General features: G+C 66.8%; 18 protein-coding genes and 1 riboswitch. Of the genes, 8 read left to right on the forward strand and 10 right to left on the reverse strand.

The features are described from left to right. Window positions 1-639: 639 nt before the first annotated feature. Complete coding sequence (locus WS96_RS19765; protein WP_059834749.1) at window positions 640-2,064, forward strand: DHA2 family efflux MFS transporter permease subunit; 1,425 nt, start codon at window positions 640-642, stop codon at window positions 2,062-2,064. Between the two features lie 256 nt (window positions 2,065-2,320). Here the strand turns inward: WS96_RS19765 and WS96_RS19770 are convergent, their stop codons facing one another. The 3 genes from WS96_RS19770 to WS96_RS19780 all read right to left on the reverse strand — a co-directional run bounded on the left by WS96_RS19770 (window position 2,321) and on the right by WS96_RS19780 (window position 5,763). Further along, window positions 2,321-3,082: a 2OG-Fe(II) oxygenase gene (locus WS96_RS19770; protein WP_059834751.1), complete on the reverse strand. Its 762-nt coding sequence runs from the start codon at window positions 3,080-3,082 to the stop codon at window positions 2,321-2,323. 332 nt (window positions 3,083-3,414) lie between these two features. Beyond that, window positions 3,415-5,007 carry an inorganic phosphate transporter gene (locus tag WS96_RS19775; RefSeq protein WP_034204108.1) on the reverse strand — a complete coding sequence of 531 codons (1,593 nt, stop codon included), beginning with the start codon at window positions 5,005-5,007 and terminating at the stop codon, window positions 3,415-3,417. Window positions 5,008-5,172: 165 nt separating this feature from the next. After that, window positions 5,173-5,763, reverse strand: coding sequence for a histidine phosphatase family protein (locus tag WS96_RS19780; protein ID WP_059834753.1), 591 nt, complete (start codon window positions 5,761-5,763; stop codon window positions 5,173-5,175). 49 nt (window positions 5,764-5,812) lie between these two features. Continuing rightward, a riboswitch (cobalamin riboswitch) is annotated at window positions 5,813-5,951 on the forward strand. 33 nt (window positions 5,952-5,984) lie between these two features. Between WS96_RS19780 and WS96_RS19785 the strand changes: the two genes are divergently transcribed. Beyond that, complete coding sequence (locus WS96_RS19785; RefSeq protein WP_006488502.1) at window positions 5,985-6,194, forward strand: CbtB domain-containing protein; 210 nt, start codon at window positions 5,985-5,987, stop codon at window positions 6,192-6,194. 14 nt (window positions 6,195-6,208) lie between these two features. After that, the gene (locus WS96_RS19790; RefSeq protein WP_059834755.1) at window positions 6,209-6,931 is read left to right on the forward strand and encodes a CbtA family protein; all 723 of its coding nucleotides are present in this window, start codon (window positions 6,209-6,211) and stop codon (window positions 6,929-6,931) included. A gap of 22 nt (window positions 6,932-6,953) precedes the next feature. Here the strand turns inward: WS96_RS19790 and WS96_RS19795 are convergent, their stop codons facing one another. Next, window positions 6,954-7,862, reverse strand: a complete 909-nt coding sequence (locus WS96_RS19795) for a LysR family transcriptional regulator (RefSeq protein ID WP_059834757.1) — start codon at window positions 7,860-7,862, stop codon at window positions 6,954-6,956. Between the two features lie 128 nt (window positions 7,863-7,990). Here WS96_RS19795 and metE point away from each other — a divergent pair, with 128 nt between their 5' ends. Further along, entirely contained in the window at window positions 7,991-10,285 is a 2,295-nt protein-coding gene (gene metE / locus WS96_RS19800) for a 5-methyltetrahydropteroyltriglutamate--homocysteine S-methyltransferase (protein ID WP_059834759.1), read from the forward strand. A gap of 115 nt (window positions 10,286-10,400) precedes the next feature. On the opposite strand, the gene WS96_RS19805 is transcribed toward metE, so the two are convergent. Continuing rightward, on the reverse strand, window positions 10,401-11,726 hold the full coding sequence (locus tag WS96_RS19805) for an MFS transporter (RefSeq protein ID WP_059823512.1): 1,326 nt from the start codon (window positions 11,724-11,726) through the stop codon (window positions 10,401-10,403). Window positions 11,727-11,780: 54 nt separating this feature from the next. After that, complete coding sequence (speB, locus tag WS96_RS19810; RefSeq protein WP_011353980.1) at window positions 11,781-12,737, reverse strand: agmatinase; 957 nt, start codon at window positions 12,735-12,737, stop codon at window positions 11,781-11,783. Window positions 12,738-12,876: 139 nt separating this feature from the next. Between speB and WS96_RS19815 the strand changes: the two genes are divergently transcribed. Then, entirely contained in the window at window positions 12,877-13,788 is a 912-nt protein-coding gene (locus WS96_RS19815) for a LysR family transcriptional regulator (protein WP_059782891.1), read from the forward strand. 63 nt (window positions 13,789-13,851) lie between these two features. Here WS96_RS19815 and WS96_RS19820 read toward each other — a convergent pair whose 3' ends face one another. Further along, window positions 13,852-14,316 carry an Lrp/AsnC family transcriptional regulator gene (locus WS96_RS19820; RefSeq protein WP_059500532.1) on the reverse strand — a complete coding sequence of 155 codons (465 nt, stop codon included), beginning with the start codon at window positions 14,314-14,316 and terminating at the stop codon, window positions 13,852-13,854. Between the two features lie 133 nt (window positions 14,317-14,449). Here WS96_RS19820 and WS96_RS19825 point away from each other — a divergent pair, with 133 nt between their 5' ends. The 3 genes from WS96_RS19825 to WS96_RS19835 all read left to right on the forward strand — a co-directional run bounded on the left by WS96_RS19825 (window position 14,450) and on the right by WS96_RS19835 (window position 18,699). Then, a complete protein-coding gene (locus WS96_RS19825) occupies window positions 14,450-15,070 on the forward strand; it encodes a LysE family translocator (RefSeq protein ID WP_034204115.1) in 621 nt (206 codons plus the stop codon). A 289-nt stretch (window positions 15,071-15,359) separates the two neighbouring features. Beyond that, window positions 15,360-16,949: a S53 family peptidase gene (locus WS96_RS19830; RefSeq protein WP_059834761.1), complete on the forward strand. Its 1,590-nt coding sequence runs from the start codon at window positions 15,360-15,362 to the stop codon at window positions 16,947-16,949. Window positions 16,950-17,022: 73 nt separating this feature from the next. After that, the gene (locus tag WS96_RS19835; RefSeq protein ID WP_059834763.1) at window positions 17,023-18,699 is read left to right on the forward strand and encodes a S10 family peptidase; all 1,677 of its coding nucleotides are present in this window, start codon (window positions 17,023-17,025) and stop codon (window positions 18,697-18,699) included. A gap of 75 nt (window positions 18,700-18,774) precedes the next feature. Here WS96_RS19835 and nadE read toward each other — a convergent pair whose 3' ends face one another. The 3 genes from nadE to WS96_RS19850 all read right to left on the reverse strand — a co-directional run bounded on the left by nadE (window position 18,775) and on the right by WS96_RS19850 (window position 21,088). Next, window positions 18,775-19,641 (reverse strand): ammonia-dependent NAD(+) synthetase, encoded by an 867-nt coding sequence (gene nadE, locus WS96_RS19840; RefSeq protein WP_059834765.1) that lies wholly within the window; start codon window positions 19,639-19,641, stop codon window positions 18,775-18,777. Window positions 19,642-19,832: 191 nt separating this feature from the next. Then, on the reverse strand, window positions 19,833-20,702 hold the full coding sequence (locus WS96_RS19845; protein ID WP_059834767.1) for a DMT family transporter: 870 nt from the start codon (window positions 20,700-20,702) through the stop codon (window positions 19,833-19,835). A 200-nt stretch (window positions 20,703-20,902) separates the two neighbouring features. Then, window positions 20,903-21,088: a hypothetical protein gene (locus WS96_RS19850; RefSeq protein WP_006480515.1), complete on the reverse strand. Its 186-nt coding sequence runs from the start codon at window positions 21,086-21,088 to the stop codon at window positions 20,903-20,905. Window positions 21,089-21,301 lie beyond the last annotated feature (213 nt).

Consider the following 21,301-nt stretch of genomic DNA (forward strand, 5'->3'; position numbering starts at 1 on the left):
GAACAGGACCGTGAAACGACTCTACGCCGATGATAGTGCGGATTCCCGTGTGAAAGTAGGTAATCGTCAGGCTCCCTAAGCCAGAAACCCCCGCCCGATCAGGCGGGGGTTTTTGCATTGGCGCGGCGGAAATACGCGGTGCAGGCGGAAAACGTCACCCGGCCTATCGGCGTTAGCACTCCACCGCCGCAATCAATTGCAGTGCCGGACCGTCAATTTAGCGCTCCGCTGTTCTCGAGCACTCCGTGGTTGTGCCCTCCAGAATCTCCCAGCCCCTCCTTCCACCAACCGTACCATCCGTCTTCGGGATCGATTCCGTCAGTGCTGCACATCCGGCGACGGCGTTGTGATGCCGGTGATGAGCGATGTTGATCAACGATGATCAATAAACATCGCTTTCTGACGCAAAATCCCCCTTGTCTTGGCGCATCTTCGATGCGCCGCGTCCCGGGCATCATGCAGCGAACGCAGTGCGAAATCGCATAAAAATCTATGCGCATAAAGTTCATTCGCGCGACATGCTCGGCAGAGCAGGGAGTAAGTCCTTCGGAGTAATATCGCCGTTCGTCCCGATCTCACGGTGCTTGGTTGCATCCGCCGGCGGTCGGTGTCCTTTGCATTCCGTCTCCTGCATCGTTCATGACTGACAGCCCCGCTCAAGGTGGTCGGACGACCGACTTCTTGCCCTATCTCGTCGCCGCGACGTTCTTCATGGAGTATCTCGACACGACCGTGATCGCGACCGCGCTGCCGCAAATGGCCAGTTCGTTCGGCGTTGGGCCGAACGCACTGAGCCTCGGGATGACGGCCTACATGTTGGCGCTGGCGGTGTTCATCCCGATCAGCGGCTGGATCGCGGATCGCTATGGCTCGCGGACGGTCTTCGCGAGCGCGATCGTCGTCTTTACCGGCGCGTCGGTGCTGTGCGGGCTATCCGAAGGTGTGATGTCGTTCACGGCTGCCCGGCTGCTACAGGGCGTCGGCGGGGCGATGATGGTGCCGGTCGGGCGAATGATCGTCGTGCGGAGTACCGAGAAGGCGAGGCTGATGCGCGCGATCGCGACGATCACGTGGCCGGGCATCGTCGCGCCCGTCGTCGGGCCGCCGGTCGGCGGCTTCATCACGACCTATGCATCGTGGCGATGGATCTTCCTGTTGAACGTCCCGTTCGGCGTCGCGGCGCTCGTTTGTACCTGCCTGATCGTCCGGAACACGCGGGCCGACGAGCATCGGCCGCTCGACTGGGTCGGTTTCGTGCTGGCCGGCGGCGCATTGACCTGCCTGCTGATCGGCACCGAAGCAGCCGGCCAGCAGGATGTCGACTTCACGCGCGCGGGTGTCCTGGTGGGGGCAAGCGTGCTGTTCGGCATCGCCGCATGGCTGCATGCGCGACGCTGCGCGCATCCGCTGCTCGATTTCACGACGCTGAAAGTGCCGACGTTCTCCGTGACGGTGATCACCGGCTCGATCACGCGGATGGCGATCAACGCCGTCCCGTACCTGCTGCCGTTGCTGTTCCAGATCGGCTTCGGGCTGTCGCCGTTCCAGTCGGGGCTGTTGTTGCTCGCCAGCGCGCTCGGCAATCTCGGGATGAAGGCAGGCACATCGTGGATCCTCGACCGTTACGGCTTTCGGCGCGTTGCGCTCGTCGACGTGACGATCGTCGGCATCGTCACGATCGCATGCGGCTGGCTGACCGCGTCGACGCCGCTGGCGATCACGTTGCTCGTCGTATTCGTCTACGGGCTCACGCGGTCGATGCAGTTCACGACGCTCGCGACGCTGGCTTATGCGGATATCCCGGCTCAGCAGACGAGCGCGGCGAGCACGCTGTGGAGCGCCGCGCAGCAGATGACGATCGGAATGGGGATCGCGTTCGGTGCATTGTCGCTGCGGCTCGCGGCATGGGGGCGCGGCGATGCGGCCGGCATGCACTACGTGCTCGACGATTTCCGCTGGGCGTTCGTCGCGGCGGGCGTGCTCGCACTGCTGACGTTGCCGGGCTATGCCCGGCTGGCTTCCGATGCCGGCGATCGGCTGCGGGCCAACGTGGCGCGCGGATAGGCCGGACTGCCAATCGTATTGGCGGGGAGGCAGGTGAGGGCGCGTGTTTTTCGGCGTTTACCGGAAGCGCTGATGCGTTGCGGCCGCGCTTGCCCGACAGTCAGCGCAACCGGCCTTCCGTCCCTCGGCCGAGTCGGCCTTCCGGCCGGCCATGCTTGGTCGGTCGTTTTCCGAACGACGGCGTGCGGTGCGGGGACGACCATGAATGCGATGCGCAATGAGCGGCGCGGCAGCAGCGCAGCTGTTTCGATTCCCGCTACTGCGCGTCATGGAAGATGATGCCGACCGTGTGGCGGTGGCCGCTTCGAATCCGGCTGACGCCATGACGCAGATTGACGCGATAGACGCCACGGGTTCCCTGCACTGGCCGGCCGTGTACCGCGAAGATCACTGCATCACCTTGCGTCAGCGGCACCACTTCCGCACGCGACTGCATGCGGGGTCGCTGTTCCGTCAACACGAACTCCCCGCCACTGAAATCGCGGCCCGGCGCCGACAGCAGGATCGCGACCTGCAGCGGAAACACGTGCTCGCCGTACAGGTCCTGGTGGAGGCAGTTGTAGTCGTCGGCGCCGTATTGCAGGATCAGCGGCGTCGGTCGCGTCTGTCCCGCCGCGTGGCAGCGATCGAGGAACGTCGCATGGTCTTTCGGATAACGGACGTCGATGCCGAGCGCCTGGTTCCAGCGATTCGCGACCGGCACGAGATGCGGGTAGATCGTCGCGCGCAGTTCGGCGATGACCGCTGGCAGCGGATACGCGAAATACTTGTACTCGCCGCGGCCAAAGCCGTGCCGCGCCATCACGACACGTGAACGATAGAGCGCCTCGCGTGGATAGAGCGACGCGAGTGCATCGCACTCGCTTGCCGACATCAGGCCCGGTACGCGCGCGCATCCGTAGCGATCGAGCTCGGCCTCGATGCTCGGCCAGTCGAGCGTGCCGACGCGTTGTGCGATGTCCAGCGGTTCGACGGCAGGTTGCAGATCGGCAATGTTCACGGGCGTACCTCGAGGCATCGGCAGTGTGGCGCCGTGCGATCGCGCACGGTCGAATTCACGAAAGTTGATGAACCCAGTCTAGCGGCGTTCGTGTGCCGGTACGCTCCAGATCTTGCGCTTTAATTCGGACGGGAAAATGTTGTAGGCACGGCGTCGACACACTAAATGCGGCGACGTGCCGAAGCGGAGAGGCGGAGAGGCGGAGAGGCGGAGAGGCGGAGAGGCGGAGAGGCGGAGAGGCGGAGAGGCGGAGAGGCGGAGAAGCGGAGAGACGGAGAGACGGAGAGACGACAGACCCTACCTGCCGCGGCGGATGGCCGGCTATCGCTTGCCACCCGCCGTGTCGCCGATCAAGCCAGCGACCTGAACAACCAGTAAAGCCCTGCCGCCAGCGCGATCGACGCCGGCAGCGTCAGCACCCACGCGAGGACGAGGCTGCGCACCGTGCTCCATTGCAGCCCGGAGCCGTTCGCCGCCATCGTGCCCGCGACGCCCGACGACAGCACGTGTGTCGTCGACACGGGCAGCCCGTACATGTCGGCGGCGCCGATCGTCAGCATCGCGACGAGTTCGGCCGATGCACCCTGTCCGTACGTCAAATGCTGCTTGCCGATTTTTTCGCCGACGGTCACGACGATCCGCTTCCAGCCGACCATCGTGCCGAGACCCAGCGCGATCGCGACGGCAACCTTCACCCACGTCGGAATGAACTTGGTCGCGTGGTCGAGCTGCTTGCGATAGTTGTCGATCGCGAGCTTGTCGTCGGTGGCGAATGCGGGCTGGCCCGACTTCTCGATCAGGCGAATGGCTTCGGATACCAGATACATCGTGTTGCGCACGTTGTCGACGTCGCGCTGCGGCACGGCCGCCATCGAGCCCGACGCGCCGACGGCCGTCGCGAGCGACGTGGACAACTGCGCCACGGCCGGCAGCACGGCGGGCGTCAGTTCGCGATGCTGCACGTAGTGTTCGACATCGGCGCGCGGATTCGAGGAAGGCGCGACGCCGTTCGTATACTTCCCGAACGTCGCAGCCGCCTGGTTCGCGACCGCCACGAAGGTCTGCGATTCGGCGGGCGTGACGGCCTTGTTCAGCGCATACGCGGTCGGCACCGTGCCGATCAGGATCAGCATGATCAGGCCCATCCCTTTCTGTCCGTCGTTCGACCCGTGTGCGAACGACACGCCGGTGCAGGTGAGGATCAGCAGGCAGCGAATCCAGAACGGCGGCGGCTGGTCCTTCGGCGGTTCCTTGTACAGCTCGGGAATCCGCACGACGGCCTTCAGCACGAGCAGCAACAGCGACGCACACAGGAAGCCGACGATGGGCGAGAGCAGCAGCGACTTGCCGACGCCGAGCGCCTGGCCCCAGTCGACGCCGCTCGTGCCGGACGGCCCGTGCATCAACTGGTTCATCAGCCCGACACCGATGATCGACCCGATCAGCGTATGCGAGCTCGACGACGGCAACCCGAAATACCAGGTCGCGAGGTTCCAGACGATCGCGGCGATCAGCAGCGCGAACACCATCGCGAAGCCCGAGCCGCTGCCGACCTGCAGGATCAGCTCGACCGGCAGCAACTGCAGGATGCCGAACGCGACGGCTCCGCTCGAGACCATCACGCCGAGGAAGTTCCACATGCCCGACCAGATCACCGCGACGTTCGGCGTGAGCGAGTGCGTATAGATCACGGTCGCGACCGCATTCGCGGTGTCGTGGAAGCCGTTGACGAACTCGAAGCCGAGGGCGATCAGCAGTGCTGCGCCGAGCAGCAGGTACGGGAACATCGACCCTTCGCGGACCGGCGACAGATCGTCGACCAGGTGCGTGGCGATATAGGCGGCGCCAAGCACGAGCACCAGCAGGAAGACCGTATAGCCGATCTGCCGGGTGCGCGCGACGGAGGCCGAATTGTTCGGGGCGGACGAAGCAGGTTGATTCATGACGACATCTCGTAAGGGAACCTCGTCCGATCCTAGCTGCGGCTAGCAGTCAGTTTGATGACAGTCGGGATAACGAACGGTGTGTCTTACGGGATGTAAGGCGGACGGCGGCATGCGATGCGTCGGGGGCGCATCGTCCGCTCACATAGTGAACACGACAGCGGCTTACGCGCCGGTGTCGCGCGAGTCATCGTCCGTCGCGGCCAGGGTCCAGCCGTCCGGCGACGCGACGAACGTCGTGCACGACAGCGGCGCGACGCGGACGCGTGTGGCCGCCCCGGTACCGATCCGCAGCACATGCGCGATGGCCGCGCGGACGATCGGCGCATGCGTGATCGCGACGACGTCGCGATCGAGCGGCAGTGCACTCAACCACGTGCCGACCCGACGCGCGGCGGCGTCGAACGATTCGCCGCGATGCGGCGACGCGGACGGTGTGCCGATCCACGCCGCCAGTTCGTCGGGCAGGTCGCGCGCGAGATCGTGCAGCCGCTTGCCGCGCCAATTGCCGTAATCGATGTCGCGCAGCGCATCGTCGATATCGGCGTGCAGTCCGAGTGCGTCAACGGTCTGCCTCGCGCAGCGCGCCGGGCTGCACAGCACGAGCGAGCCGGCACCGATCGTCCAGCGGCCGCGCAGCGCAGTGGCTTCGGCCAGCCCGTGCGCGTCGAGCGGATCGTCGTCGGGAAACGTGCCGGTGCGCATTGCGCGGGTCGATGCGTGTGCGATCAGGTGCAGCGAGGCATGCAGGGTCATGTCGGTTGTCGGACGATCGGGAGTGGTGCGCACTTGCCGTGTGTCATCGCTTCAATACGCGAACGTTCGCGCGTACAATTCGCCCGATACGAAACGCGGAAGCCGGTGCAATTCCGGCGCGGTCGCGCCACTGTAACCGGGGAATCGACGATCCCGGAAGCCAGACCTGCCTTCGTACCCATCCATCATTTGTCGGGGCGCGATTCCCCTGAGGTGCATCCATGAGCGAAGCAGTGCTGAAGCCGGCGGTCGTGCCGGCACCCATTCCCGTCCGTGAACTGTTGCCGTGGGCCGTGTTCGTCGGCCTGATCCTGCTGCTCGCACTCTATTTCGTCGGCGCGGAACAGGGCGCGACGTCGCTCGTGCCGGGCATGTACGTCCACGAATTCGTCCACGACGGCCGCCATCTGCTCGGCTTTCCCTGCCACTGACGCGGAGTAAAAAGATGGTCGGAAAGCTGCTCATGCGCGGGATGCTCGCAGGCATCGCCGCGGGGCTTCTCACGTTCGGGTTCGCGAAAATGGTCGGCGAACCGCAAGTCGATCAGGCGATCTCCTTCGAGGAAAAAACCGCCGCCGCCCAAGGCGAGGCGCCGGAACCCGAACTGGTCAGCCGCCACACGCAGGCCGGCCTCGGGTTGCTGACGGGTGTTGTGACCTACGGCGCGGCATTCGGCGGGCTGTTCTCGCTGGTCTTCGCGTATGCATACGGACGAGGCAGTCGCCTGCCGGCACGGCCGCTGGCCGCGTGGCTCGCGCTGGCGGCGTTCGTCGCGCTCGTGATCGTGCCGAACCTCAAGTACCCGGCCAATCCGCCGTCGGTCGGCGACCCCGACACGATCGGCTATCGCACCGGCCTGTTCTTCCTGATGATCGCGATCTCGGTCGCGACGATGGTGTTCTCGGTCGGCGTGCGTCGCCATCTGCTGGCGAAGCTTGGCCAATGGAACGCGTCGATCGTCGCGGGGCTCGTGTTCGTCGCGATCATCGCGGCCGTGCAGATCGGGCTGCCGTCGGTCAGCGAACTGCCGGCCGATTTCCCGGCGGCCTTGCTGTGGAAATTCCGCGTGGCGGCCATCGGCATGCAGGTGATCATGTGGACGACGATCGGCCTGCTGTTCGGCGCGTGGGTCGAGCGCGGCGAACGCGCGGGCATGCGCGCCGCCTGACGCGCGAGACAACCGGACGCGCCTAGCGCAGCATGCGCGGCGCGCTCCACGTCGATTCGCGCGCCAGCGCGACGAACGCGGCCAGATAGTCGATCGATGCGTCCGCTTCGCGGATGCCGAGGAAGATCTGCTTCGCGATGCCCTGCTTGCCGAGCTTGACCGGCACGACCGGCATCCGGTCCGCGTACTCGTCGGCGAGCCATCGCGGCAGCGCGGCCACGCCGCGCCCGCTCGCGACCATCTGCAACATGATGTCGGTGGTCTCGATCGACTTGTGTCGCTTCGGCACGATGCCGGCCGGCGTCAGAAACTGGTTGTAGATGTCGAGCCGGTCGGTTTCGACCGGGTACGTGATCAGGATCTCGTCGGTCAGTTGCTCGGGGCTCACGTAGTCGACATGCGCGAACCGGTGCGAATCCGCGACCACCAGCACCTGTTCGTAGTCGAACACGGGATCGAAGCGCAGCCCCGGCTTGTTCAGCGGATCGGGCGTCACGAGCACGTCGATGTCGTAACCGAACAGCGCGCCGATGCCGCCGAACTGGAAGCGCTGCTTCACGTCCACGTCGACGTCGGGCCAGCACGACAGGTACGGCGAGACGACCTTCAGCAGCCACTGATAGCACGGGTGGCACTCCATCCCGATGCGCAGCGTGCCGCGCTCGCCCTTCGCGTACTGCCTCATCCGTTCCTCGGCAAGCTCGAACTGCGGCAGCAGCCGGTTTGCCAGCTTCAGCAGATACTGCCCGCCCTGCGTGAGCCGCAGGCCGCGGCCTTCCCGGTCCCAGATCGGCGTGCCGAGCTGCTGCTCGATTTTCCTGACGGTATGGCTGAGCGCCGATTGCGTGAGGTGCAGCGCATTGGCCGCCGCGGTCAGCGAGCCCTGGCGCTCGACTTCGCGAATGACGACGAGATGGAATCGTTCCAGCATGGATCGCGCTCATGCAGCAAATACATGAAGCATATTAATGGATGAATGAAATAATGCCATTTTATTTCATGGTTTGAAATCCCTATGATGGCTGCCGGATCTTCATCTTTTCTCTGGACGGCAGCTTCATGGTCACGACACACAACCTCGGTTTTCCGCGCATCGGCGCGAAGCGCGAACTCAAGTTCGGTCTCGAACGCTACTGGAACGGCGAATCGTCGCGCGACGAACTGACGGCGCTCGGCGCCGAGCTGCGCCGGCGTCACTGGCACGACCAGCGCGATCTCGACCTCGCGCCGATCGGCGACTTCGCGTTCTACGACCAAGTGCTCGACATGAGCTTCACGCTCGGCAACTTGCCGAAGCGCGTGCAGGATTTCCACGGCGATGCGCTCGACAACTATTTCCGCGTCGCGCGCGGCCGTTCGGCGCAGTCGGCGCAGGAGCACGCCGCGTGCTGCGGCGGTGTCGCGGCCGGCGAAATGACGAAGTGGTTCGACACGAACTACCACTACATCGTGCCGGAGTTCCATGCGGACACGAACTTCTCGCTCGATCCGTCGCGTCTGCTGCAGCAACTGGCCGAAGCGAACGCGCAGGGCGTGCCTGCGAAGCCGGTGATTCTCGGCCCGGTCACGTACTTGTGGCTCGGCAAGGCGAAGGACGATTCCGATCGTCTCGCGCTGCTGCCGAAGCTGCTGCCGGTGTACGGTGCGCTGATCGACACGCTGACCGCGCAGGGCGTCGAATGGGTGCAGATCGACGAACCGATTCTCGTCACCGAGCTCGATGCCGAATGGCGCCGCGCGTTCCGTACCGCATACGCGGCGCTGGAAACTCGCCGCATCAAGCTGCTGCTCGCCACGTACTTCGGGCAGCTTCAGGACAACCTGACGCTCGCGGCGTCGCTGCCGGTCGACGGCTTGCATATCGATGCGATCAATGCACGCGACGAAGTCGACGCGCTGGTGCGTGAACTGCCGGCCGATCGCGTGCTGTCGGTCGGCGCGATCAACGGCCGCAACATCTGGAAGACGGATCTGAACGCGACACTCGACTGGCTCGAGCCGCTCGCGAAGCAACTGGGCGACCGGCTGTGGCTCGCGCCGTCGTGCTCGCTGCTGCACGTGCCGGTCGATCTCGCGAGCGAGGTGAAGCTCGACGCGGAAATCCGCTCGTGGCTCGCGTTCGCACTGCAGAAGCTCGACGAGCTGAAGGTGCTCGCGACCGCGCTGAACGAAGGTCGCGACAAGGTGGTCGACGCGCTCGCCGCGAATGCCGCCGCGATCGATTCGCGCCGCCGCTCGCCGCGCGTGAACAACCCGGCGGTGAAGGCCGCGATCGCCCGCATCGACGCGCAGCTCGGCAACCGCGCGAGCCCCTATACGCAGCGTGCGTCGAAGCAGTCGGCGCGCCTGAACCTGCCGGCGTTCCCGACGACGACGATCGGCTCGTTCCCACAGACCGCCGACATTCGCCAGGCGCGCAGCCGGTTCAAGGCCGGCGCGCTGGACGAAGCCGGCTATCGCGCGGCGATGCGGGCCGAGATCGAGCGCAGTGTCCGCGAACAGGAATCGCTCGAACTCGACGTGCTCGTGCATGGCGAAGCCGAGCGCAACGACATGGTCGAATACTTCGGCGAACAACTCGACGGCTACGCGTTCAGCCAGTTCGGCTGGGTGCAGTCGTACGGTTCGCGCTGCGTGAAGCCGCCGATCCTGTTCGGCGACATCAGCCGCCCGAAGGCGATGACGGTCGAATGGATCGCCTATGCGCAGTCGCTGACGGACAAGCCGATGAAGGGCATGCTCACCGGCCCCGTGACGATCCTGAACTGGTCGTTCGTGCGCGACGACCAGCCGCGCTCGGTATCGTGCTACCAGCTTGCGCTGGCGATCCGCGATGAAGTGCTCGATCTCGAGAAGGCCGGCGTGCGTGTGATCCAGATCGACGAAGCGGCGCTGCGCGAAGGGCTGCCGCTGCGCCGCGCGCAATGGAGCGAATACCTGCGGTGGGCGGTCGAGTCGTTCCGCATCGCCGCGAACGGCGTGCAGGACGATACGCAGATCCACACGCACATGTGCTATTCGGAGTTCAACGACATCATCGCGTCGATCGCCGACATGGACGCGGACGTGATCACGATCGAGACGTCGCGCTCGGACATGGAGCTGCTCGATGCGTTCGACGACTTCAAGTATCCGAACGAAATCGGGCCGGGCGTGTACGACATCCATTCGCCGAACATCCCGACGCAGGATCACATCGTCGGGCTGATGAGGAAGGCGGCCGAGCGGATTCCGGCGGAACGCCTGTGGGTGAACCCGGATTGCGGGCTGAAGACGCGCCAATGGGCGGAAGTGATTCCGGCGCTGACGAACATGGTCGCCGCCGCGAAGACGCTGCGCGACCAGGTGCGGTAATCACGCGGCGAGCGCTGGGCAGCGCCGTCGCGATCGACGATCGGACGAAAAAAAATCGGCCCGCGGAAGAAGCGGGCCGATTGTCGTCATGCATGCATTTGCGCACTGCGTCGCGCTACGCGGCGCGCGTGCCGCGCGGCAGCGCGTCGTTCGTCTTGCCGGGCGCACCCGCATCGTCGATGCCGACGCGGCGCGCGATCAGCCACACGCACAGCGACGACAGTGCGGCGGCGCTCGTGTACTGGATCGCGAGCGGCCACCATTGCGGGGCCGCGTTCTGCGCAATCAGCGTCGCGACGAGCGGCGTGAGGCCGCCGGCGAGCGCGCCGCACACCTGATAGGCGATCGAGATCGCCGTATAGCGGATCCGCGCGACGAAGATGCCGCTGACGAAGCCCGCCACCACCGAGTAGTAGCCCGATTCCGCGAGCGTCGCGAGGCCGACGCCGACCGTGATCGACACCGGCGTGCCCAGGTGCACGAGCGGCAGCATCACGAACGGAACGATCATCGCCCAGGCGCCGGTGATCAGCAGCACGCGCGTGGTGCCGAAGCGCTGCGCGAGGAACGCGGCCGCAAGCTGTACGACGAACTGCAGCACCGCGACGATCGTCATGCAATGCAGCACCATCGACCGGTCGAGCGACAGGAACTGCGTCGCATAGCTGATCATGAAGATGTTGCTGAAATACACGCCGGCGATCCCGTACACGTTCGCGCCGATCGCGAGCAGCAGCAGCGGCCAGTACTTGAGCGCTTCGCGCAGCGGTTTTTGCGCGATGTTGCCGCTCTGCTTCACTTCCTCGAACTCGGGCGACTCCGACACGCTCGCACGGATCACGAAGCCGACGATCAGGAGCACCGAGCTCGCGAGGAACGGCACGCGCCAGCCCCAGCTCATCATGTCGTCCTTCGACAGCGTGCTGATCGCGCCGAACGCGAGCATCGACAGGATCAGGCCGCTCGCGCTGCCGAGCTGCGCGAACGACGCGAAGAACGTACGCTTGCCTTCGGGCGCATGCTCGCCGGCCAGCAGCACCGCGCCGCCCCATTCGCCGCCGACCGCGATGCCTTGCAGCACGCGCATCAGCACGAGCAGGATCGGCGCGATCACGCCGGCTTGCGCATGGGTCGGCAGCAGGCCGATCGCGACCGTCGACACGGCCATCAGCATCAGCGTCGCGAGCAGCGAACGCTTGCGGCCGAAGCGGTCGCCGAGGTAGCCGAACATCACGCCGCCAAGTGGCCGCGCGAAGAAGCCGACCGCGAACGAGCCGAACGACGCGAGCAGGCTGATGAAGCGGTTTTCGCCGGGAAAGAACAGCGGCCCGAACACGATGGCGGCGGCGGTCGCGTAACTATAGAAGTCGTACCACTCGATCGTGGTGCCGACGAACGAAGCGAGCGCCGCCCGCTTCGGTTGCTTGACGGAAGTCCCCATCTTGATGTGTGCTCCTCTGGAATCTTCTGATTTGGAATGGTGGCGGCGCGGGGATCAGTCGCGGTACGCGACGCCCGGCAGCACGCACAGCAACTCGTACGCGAGGTTCGCGCCGAGCAGGGCCGTGGTGCCGAACGGGTCGTACGGCGGCGCGACTTCGACGAGATCGCACCCGACGATGTTCAGCCCCTTCGCGCCGCGGATGATCTCGAGCGCCTGCGGTACCGTGAGGCCCGCGATTTCCGGCGTACCGGTGCCCGGCGCGTAGGCCGGATCGATGCCGTCGATGTCGAAGCTGATGTAGACGGGCGTATCGCCGACGCGCGCGCGGACTTCCTCCATCAGCGGCGCGAGCGACTTGTTCCAGCATTCCTCCGCCTGGACGACACGGAAGCCCTGTTCGCGGCACCAGTCGAAATCCTCGGCCGCGTAGCCGGTGCCGCGCAGGCCGATCTGCGTGACCTTGTCGCCGTGCAGCAGGCCTTCCTCGACCGCGCGACGGAACGGCGTGCCGTGCGCGATCTTTTCGCCCATCATCGTGTCGTTCACGTCGGCGTGTGCATCGACGTGGATCAATGCAACCTTGCCGTGCTTGCGGTGGATCGCGCGCAGGATCGGCAGCGCGATCGTATGGTCGCCGCCGAGCGTGATCGGCTTGCAGTCGTGCTCGAGAATCGCGTCGTACGCGGCCTCGATGCGGGCGATCGAATCGTGCAGGTTGTACGGATTGATCGCGACGTCGCCGATGTCGGCGATCTGCAGCGAATCGAAGGGGGCGGCGCGCGTGGCCATGTTGTACGGGCGCAGCAGCACGGATTCGGTGCGGATCTGGCGCGGGCCGAAGCGCGCGCCCGTGCGGTTGGACGTGCCGAGATCGAACGGCACGCCGACGAAACACGCGTCGAGGCCTTCGGCGCTCGCCACGTGCGGCAGGCGCATCATCGTCGCGATGCCGCCGCAGCGCGGCATTTCATTGCCGCCGAGCGGCTGGAAATGGGTGTGGTCGTTCATGGGGTGTCTCTTCCGGGGTGGGGTTGCCGTATCATGCGACGCGGTCTGGCGCACAGTTTTACGCGCTCCGTCGGGAAAGAAGAATGCGAAGATATCGACGTAAACATCGATCGTCGTCGATGTATGGAAGGGGATGAACGTGCTGGGGAATCTGTCGACCCTCGATCTGCGGTTGATCCGCGTGTTTCTCGCGGTCACGGACGCGGGCGGCGTGTCGGCCGCGCAGGCCGTGCTGAACGTCGGCCAGTCGACGATCAGCGCGCAGTTGTCGTCGCTGGAGACGCGGCTCGGCTATCGGCTCTGCGAACGCGGCCGCAGCGGCTTCCGGCTCACGCCGAAGGGCGAGCGGTTCCACGCGATGAGCCGCAAGCTGCTGGCGGCGCTCGACGAATTCGGGATCGCCGCGCGGCATATGGACCGCCAGCTGGTCGGCACGCTGAACATCGGCCTGATCGGCCATACGCCGGTGAGCCAGAATGCGCGGATCGCCGAGGCGATCGCCGCGTTCCGTACCCGCGACGAGGCCGTGCGCTTTTCGATTTCGGTGCGCGCGCCCGGCGATCTCGAGGAGAAGCTGCTGAGCGACGAGATCCAGATCGCGGTCGGCTACTTCTGGCATCGCGTGCCGTCGCTTCACTACACGCCGCTGTTCGTCGAGCGTCAGGTCGCGTATTGCGGCCGCGGCCATCCGCTGTTCGACGGCGCGGGCACGCTGACGCCGGCCGACGTCGCCGGCTTCGAATGGGCGTGGCGCTCGTATCCGCTGCCCGAGGCGCAACTGTCGACGACGCCCGATCGCGTGACCGCGACCGCCGACAACATGGAGGCCGTCGCGCTGCTGATCCTGTCCGGCCACCATCTGGGTTACCTGCCGCAGCATTTCGCGGCGCCTTACGTCGCGCAGGGGCTGCTCGCGCCGCTCAATCCGGAGCAACTGCGCTACGACGTGACGTTCCACATGGTCGTCGCGCGCAACGGCCGCGGGAATCCGCTCGTGGAGGCGTTTCTCGAGGATCTCGAGCGCGCGCACCAGTCATCCGACTTCGCTTGACGGCGGCGGCGTCGACACTGTGAGCGAGCGTTACAGCGGGGCAGGCCGCCGCTGCGGCGCGCATCATGGCACCGGCAACCCCGCGTCGTGCTTCACCTCGCGCAGCGACAGCGCCGATTCGATCGACGTCACGCCCGGCAGCATCCGCAGCGAATCGCGCAGGAACGTGCCGTAGTCGTCGAGGTCGCGCGCGACCACCTGCAGCAGGTAGTCGGCCGTGCCCGCGACGTTGTGGCAGGCCAGGATCCGCTCGATGCCGAGCACTTCCCGTTCGAACCGGTCGGCGACCTTGCGGTCGTGCGTCGCGAACCGCACGAGCACGAACGCGACCACGCCGAAGCCGAGCGCCTGGCGCGACAGCTGCGCGCGGTAGCGTTCGATGTAGCCGTCGGTTTCGAGGCGTTTCAGGCGACGAGCGCAAGGCGTCTCGGACAGCCCGACGGATTCGGCGAGCCGCGCGATCGGCAGGCGGCCGTCACGTTGCACCGCAGCGAGGATCGCGCGGTCGGTTTTGTCGAGGTCGATCATATTGGCGGAAACCTTGTTTCGATCCCTGGATTGTGGCGGATTCCCCTACCGATCGCCAATCCTTCGCCAAAAATGGCCAATAATCCCTCGTCCTTCAACGGCAACATATCGTCATTGGAGGACGGGGCAGACCATGATTTCCACGCATTTGCTGTTGATTTATCTTGCCGCGCTGGCGGCCATTTATGCGGTGCCGGGGCCCGACATGGCGCTCGTGCTGCAGACCAGCATCGGCCGCGGCGTGCGGCCGGGGATGGCGGCGGCGGCCGGCCTGTCGCTCGCGCGCACGGCGCACGTGACGCTGTCGGCGTGCGGCGTCGCGGCGCTGATCCGCAGCGCGCCGTGGCTGTACGAGGTGATCCGCTACGGCGGCGCGCTCTATCTCGCGTATGTCGCGATCCAGGTGTTCCGCTCGCCGGTGTTCGCGCTCGGCGATGGCGATGCGGCGGCGGGCGAACTGCGGCAGTCGTTCGTGAAGGGGCTGCTGACCAACCTGCTGAATCCGAAGGCGCTGCTGTTCTGCTCGGTGCTGCTGCCGCAGTTCGTGCGGCCCGAGACCGGGCCGGTCGTCTGGCAGATGTTCGAGCTCGGCGCATTGCTGGTGGCGGCCGGCGTGTGCTTCGACCTCGCATGCGTGTTCGGCGCGTCGCGCATCGCGGCATGGATGCGCGCGCATCCGCTGGCGCAGACGGTGCAGCGCTGGACCTTTTCCGCGGCGTTGATCGGTTTCGCACTGCGGCTGTCGATGGACTGAGCGTGGCCTCGCCGCATGGCCGCCGCGCAGGTCGACCGACGTGGCGGCGGCCATGCGACGATCGACGCCGGCCGCGCGCGATGCCGGCCCGCGCTCGTGCGCGTTGCCGCAGAAGGGCGTGCGCGCAAATCGTCTGACTGTTCTAAACTTCCTCTAGCTTCGCGCGATCGCGAACGCGCCGTCGCCCACGCGCCGTCGCAAACCGACTGACCGAACGGAACCGTCTTCCGCAGGCTATGTCCGATTTCCTGGCTGTTCCGTGCAACGCGGTACCAAGGAGGGTCTGAACATGGCAAGGCATCTTCAAGCCGACCGTGAACCCCGCATCGTCGCCGAGTCCAAGTGTCTCGGCCAGTGCGATCCGGCAGAACGCATCCACGTCACGATCATGTTGCGGCGGCAGGAAGAAGGGCAACTCGATGCATTGGTTCACCAGCTCGCCACCGGCGACGCGCACGCAAAACCGCTGTCGCGCGATGCATTCGCGCAGCGTTTCTCCGCCAATCCCGACGATATCCGCAAGACCGAGGAATTCGCGCATCGTCATCAACTGACGGTCGATCGCGTCGACCCGGTCGAAAGCGTCGTCGTGTTGTCCGGCACGATCCGGCAGTTCGAAACCGCGTTCAGCGTGAAGCTCGAGCGCTTCGAGCATCGGGCGATCGGTCAGTATCGCGGCCGGTCGGGCCCGATCGCGCTGCCCGACGAGCTCGGCGATGCGGTGACGGCCGTGCTCGGTCTCGACAGCCGTCCGCAGGCGCGGCCGCACTTTCGGATCCGCCCGCCGTTCAGGCCGGCGCGCGGCGCGGCGGCCGTCACGTTCACGCCGATCCAGCTTGCGTCGCTGTACGACTTCCCGGCCGGCGACGGCGCCGGACAATGCATCGCGATCGTCGAGCTTGGCGGCGGCTATCGCGCGGCCGACATCCAGCAGTATTTCCGCGGGCTCGGGATCGCGACGCCGCCGACGCTCGTCGACGTGAACGTCGGCACCGGCCGCAACGCGCCGACCGGCGAGCCGAACGGCCCGGACGGCGAAGTCGCGCTCGACATCGAAATCGCCGGCGCGATCGCACCGGCCGCGAAGCTCGCGGTGTACTTCGCGCCGAACAGCGACGCGGGCTTCATCCAGGCCGTCAACGCGGCCGTCACCGACAAGACCAACCGGCCTTCCGTGATCTCGATCAGTTGGGGCGGCCCGGAAGCGATCTGGCAGGCGCAGTCGGCACACGCGTTCAACCGCGTGCTGCAGGCGGCCGCCGCGCAGGGTATCACCGTCTGTGCGGCGTCGGGCGACAGCGGCTCGGGCGACGGGCTGCAGGATGGCGCCGATCACGTCGATTTCCCCGCGTCGAGCCCGTACGTGCTCGGCTGCGGCGGCACGCAGCTCGACGCGCTGCCCGGGCAGGGCATTCGCAGCGAAGTCGCGTGGAACGACGAGGCGTCCGGCGGCGGTGCGGGCGGCGGCGGCGTCAGTTCGCTGTTCGACCTGCCGGCATGGCAGCAGGGGCTCTCGGTTGCGCACGCCGACGGCAGCAGCACGCCGCTTGCCAAGCGCGGCGTGCCGGACGTGGCCGGCGACGCGTCGCCGCAGACGGGCTACGAGGTGTCGATCGCCGGCACCCCGGCGGTGATGGGCGGCACGAGCGCGGTCGCGCCGTTGTGGGCCGCGCTGATCGCACGAATCAACGCGGCGGCCGGCGCATCGGCCGGCTGGATCAATCCGACGCTGTACAAGAACCCGGGCGCGCTGCGCGACATCACGAAAGGATCGAACGGCACGTATGCGGCCGCGTCGGGCTGGGACGCGTGCACGGGCCTCGGCAGCCCGAACGGCGCGCAGCTCGCCGCGATCCTCGCGCGCAAGCCGTCGAGCTGACGCGCCGGCGCAGGTCTTTCGGTTCGACGCGGGTGGTCTGCCCGCGTCTTTTTTCACCTCCAGGAGCAGCACGATGGGCATCGATTCCGCATCTTCCGGCGGCGTGTATCCGCTGCATCACGGCGACCACAATTCGCATGGCGTGCCGCCGACCATCAACCCGGTCGCGCTGAGCCACGGCCGCGACCAGCCGTTCTTCGATCCGGTCGCATACGGCAACGGCCCGGACGACTCGGTGACCGACACGACCGAGGCGGCCGCGATCACGCACCACACGATCCTGATCGACGGCAAGCGCATCGCGTACACGGCGACGGTCGGCCATCTCGTGACGGTCGATCCGAGCAGTTCGCAGCCGGCCGCGAAGATCTTCTACGTCGCGTTCACGGCCGACGGCGCGAAGGAAGAAACGCGGCCCGTGACGTTCTTCTATAACGGCGGGCCCGGTTCGTCGTCGGTGTTCGTGTTGCTCGGCTCGTTCGCGCCGAAGCGCATCAAGACGTCGATGCCGGGTTTCACGCCGCCCGCGCCGTACCAGATCGAGGACAACCCGGACAGCATGATCGACCATAGCGACCTGGTGTTCATCAACCCGGTCGGCACCGGCTATTCGGCGGCCGTCGCGCCGCACAAGAATCGCGATTTCTGGGGCGTCGACCAGGATGCGGATTCGCTGAAGCAGTTCATCAAGCGCTACCTGACGAAGAACAATCGCTGGAACTCGCCGAAATACCTGTTCGGCGAATCGTACGGCACCGCGCGCAGCTGCGTGCTCGCGTACAAGCTGCACGAGGACGGCGTCGACCTGAACGGCGTCACGCTGCAATCGTCGATCCTCGATTACCGGCAGGCCGGCAACCCGGTCGGCGCGCTGCCGACCGCCGCGGCCGACGCGTGGTATCACAAGAAACTCGGCATCACGCCGCCGCCGAGCGATCTCGGCGCGTTCGTCGAGGAAGTCGCGCAGTTCGCGCGCACCGACTACCTGGCCGCGCTGCGCGCGGCGCCGCACGCGAACCCGGCCACCGTGCAGAAACTGTCGCAATACACGGGCATCGATACGGCGACGCTGCAATCGTGGGGCCTCGATATCGCGGGCTACGACACGCGCGGCAACTCGCTGTTCCTGACGACGCTGCTGCATGCGCAGGGGCTCGCGCTCGGTTCGTACGACGGTCGCGTGACCGGGATCTCGTCGGGCATCGCCGGCAAGATCGACCCGAATTCGGGCGGCAACGATCCGACGATGACGGCCGTGACGGGCGTCTATACGGCGATGTGGAACAGCTACCTGAACGAGCAGTTGAAGTTCACGTCGAATTCCGCGTTCACGGATCTGAACGACCAGGCGTTCCGGAACTGGGACTTCAGCCACATCGACCCGACCGGCGCGCAGCAGGGCATCGACGCGAAGGGGAACGTGATCCTCTACACGGCCGGCGACCTCGCCGCGGTGATGGCGCTGAACGTCGACCTGAAGGTGCTGTCGGCGAACGGCCTCTACGACTTCGTCACGCCGTTCTACCAGACCGTGATCGATCTGCAGCAGATGCCGCTGGAGGACCAGAAGGTGCGGCAGAACCTGTCCGCGCGGTTCTATCCGTCGGGGCACATGGTGTATCTCGACGGCGGCTCGCGCACCGCGCTCAAACGCGATCTCGCGACGATGTACGACGCGACGGTCAGCGATACGGGCGCGCGGATGCGGATTCGTGCGCTGCAGGCGAAGAAGACGGGCGGCAACGCGTAGCGCTGCCGGTCGCGCCCGTGCCGCGCGGAACCGTTCGGGTTTGCGCGGCACGGCGCAGTGGCGCCGCGCCGTTGATCAGCCGCAGTGGCCGGGTTGCGCGGTCGGCCAGTCGAACATCGTGTACGGCAGTGCGCGCTTGTGGCGCGAGCCGTCGTAGAAGCGCAGCACCGTTTCGTAGACGCGGTCGGCGACCGGCTTGCCTTCGAGGAAATCGTCGATCTCGTCGTAGGTCACGCCATACGCGTGCTCGTCGGGGCGCAGCGGGCGCAGCTCCTCGAGGTCGGCCGTCGGCACCTTCATCACGATCAGCTCGTCGCCGCCGAGCGCGCGCGCCACCCCGCGCACGCGACGCTTGCTCAGGCCCGCGAGCGGCAGGATGTCCGCGCCGCCGTCGCCGAACTTCGTGAAGAAACCCATCAGCGATTCGGCCGCGTGGTCGGTGCCGATCACGATGCCGCGCCGCGCGCCGGCCACCGCGTACTGCGCGATCATGCGCTCGCGCGCCTTGATGTTGCCGTGCACGAAATCCTGCTGCGCGGGGGTTTCGAACGCGTGGCCGGACGCGACCAGCGAACGGAGCATCGCATCGGCGGCCGGCTTCACGTCGACCGTCAATACCTCGTCCGCGCGCACGAACGCGAGCGCGCGCTGCGCATCGTCTTCGTCGTTTTGCACGCCGTTCGGCAAGCGCATCGCGATGAAGCGCGCATCGTAGCCTTCGGCGCGCAGGCGCTCGACCGACAGTTGCGCAAGCCGGCCGGCCGTCGACGAATCCACGCCGCCGCTGATGCCGAGCACGTAGGCCCGCAGGCCGGTCGAACGAAGGTACTGCGCGAGGAAATCGACGCGGCGATCGATTTCGGCTTCGGCGTCGAAGTGCGGGGCGACGTTCAGTTCGGCGATGATCGCGCGTTGGCGGCTGGCGTAATCGGCGGATGTCATGAGTGAAGTTCCGGAACGAAATGCAAGGCGCACATCATAAGCGCAATCGCGGCGTGTCGCCGCGCCGGGCCTGCGATCCGGCGGTTTCGCGTTGCTTCGGCGAGACGCGCCGCATCGCCGTGGTGCGCGGTGCGCCGGGCGGGTGCAGGATGCGGCGCGAAGGGCATCCGGGCGGGAGCCCGATGGCCAGGTCAGCGCCGCGCGAGCACGACGCCCACCAGCGCGAGCGCGAAGCCGGCGAGCTGGATCGTCGCGAGCGTTTCGCCGAACAGCCCGTAACCCTGCAGCGCGGCCAGCGGCGGCGCGAGAAACAGCAGCGACGTCGCGCGCGCCGCATTGCCGCGCCGCAGCATCCACATCAGCATCGTGACCGCGCCGCCGGACAGGAACACGACGCCCCACACGAGCGATATCCACAGCGCCGGCGCGCCGATCCAGCGGGTTTCGTGGAGCAGCACGACGAAGACGGCCGCGACGATCGCCGCGCCGAAGTTCTGCACGGCGACCGCCGTGCGCAGATCGCTCTGCGCGAGCTTGCCTTTCTGGTACAGCGAGCCGGCGGTGATCGAGCCGACCGCCAGAACCGACACGGTGACGACGAGCCACGCGGGCGCCGCGCCCGGCGGCGGCGCGACGCCGCCCGTGACTTTCGGCGCGAGCACGAGCGCGACGCCGGCCAGCCCGAGCGCCATCCCGAGCCAGCCGCGTGCGGGCAGGCGTTCGTTGAACAGCGGGACCGCGAGCACGGCGGTGGCAAGCGGCTGCAGCGCGCCGAGCAGCGCCATCACGCCCGCATTCAGCCCCTGCGCGACGGCCCAGTAGCTCGCACCGAGATAGACGCCTTGCAGCAGCGCCCCGGCGATCAGGTGGCGCGGCCATTCGCGGCGGGCCGGCCACGGCGCGCGCGCGACGAGCGCCACCACGCCGAACAGCGCGGCCGTGCCCGCGAAGCGCGCGAGCAGGAACAGGTTCGGATCGGCGTAAGGCTTGATCGCCCGGGCAACGATGAAGCCGGTGGACCAGAGCGCGACGAAAGCGGCGGCGACGATCGAGGTAAGCATGCATGACGGGCCGCGAGGCGGCCGGACGGAACCGGAAAGTCGGCCAGTATCGGTCGAAGCGGCGCCGGCGTCTTGTCGAATCCTGCACTCGTGCCGCGCGGCGTGCAATCGTGCCGGCGGTCATCGCGCCGGTGTGCGGGGCGGCGGGGACGAGCGCCCGCCGCACGGCGCGGCGCGGACGGGGCGCGCCGCGGCGACGGTCAGTCGATCGAGAACGTGTCGAGCGGCTGGTTGGCGCGCGCGTCGGTCGCGAAGCGCGCGGCGAGCTGTTCGTAGAGCCGGCGCGCTTCGTCGAGCGTCAGGTCGATCCAGTACGGATCGCCTGCCGCGTCGTTGAGGCGTTCCGGCGGGAACTGGATTTCGATCACACTGCCTTTGCGATACATGGCGCGAGCCCCTTTGTCGGTCGTTCGTTCGGCGAAGCGCAAAGTGTAGCAACCGGCGCCGCGCGGATTCGCGCGCGCCCGGCAATACAGAATTTCGCTTTCGGGAAACGCGCCGGGCCGCCGCCCGGCCGCGTTTCCCGGCGCGGTCAAATGGTCGTCAAACGTCCGTAATACAATGGCCGGCTTACCCATTACCAGTCGCCTCGGGCGTAC

Origin of the sequence: Burkholderia sp. MSMB1835 (assembly GCF_001526365.1) — a bacterium.
Classification (GTDB): Bacteria; Pseudomonadota; Gammaproteobacteria; order Burkholderiales; family Burkholderiaceae; genus Burkholderia.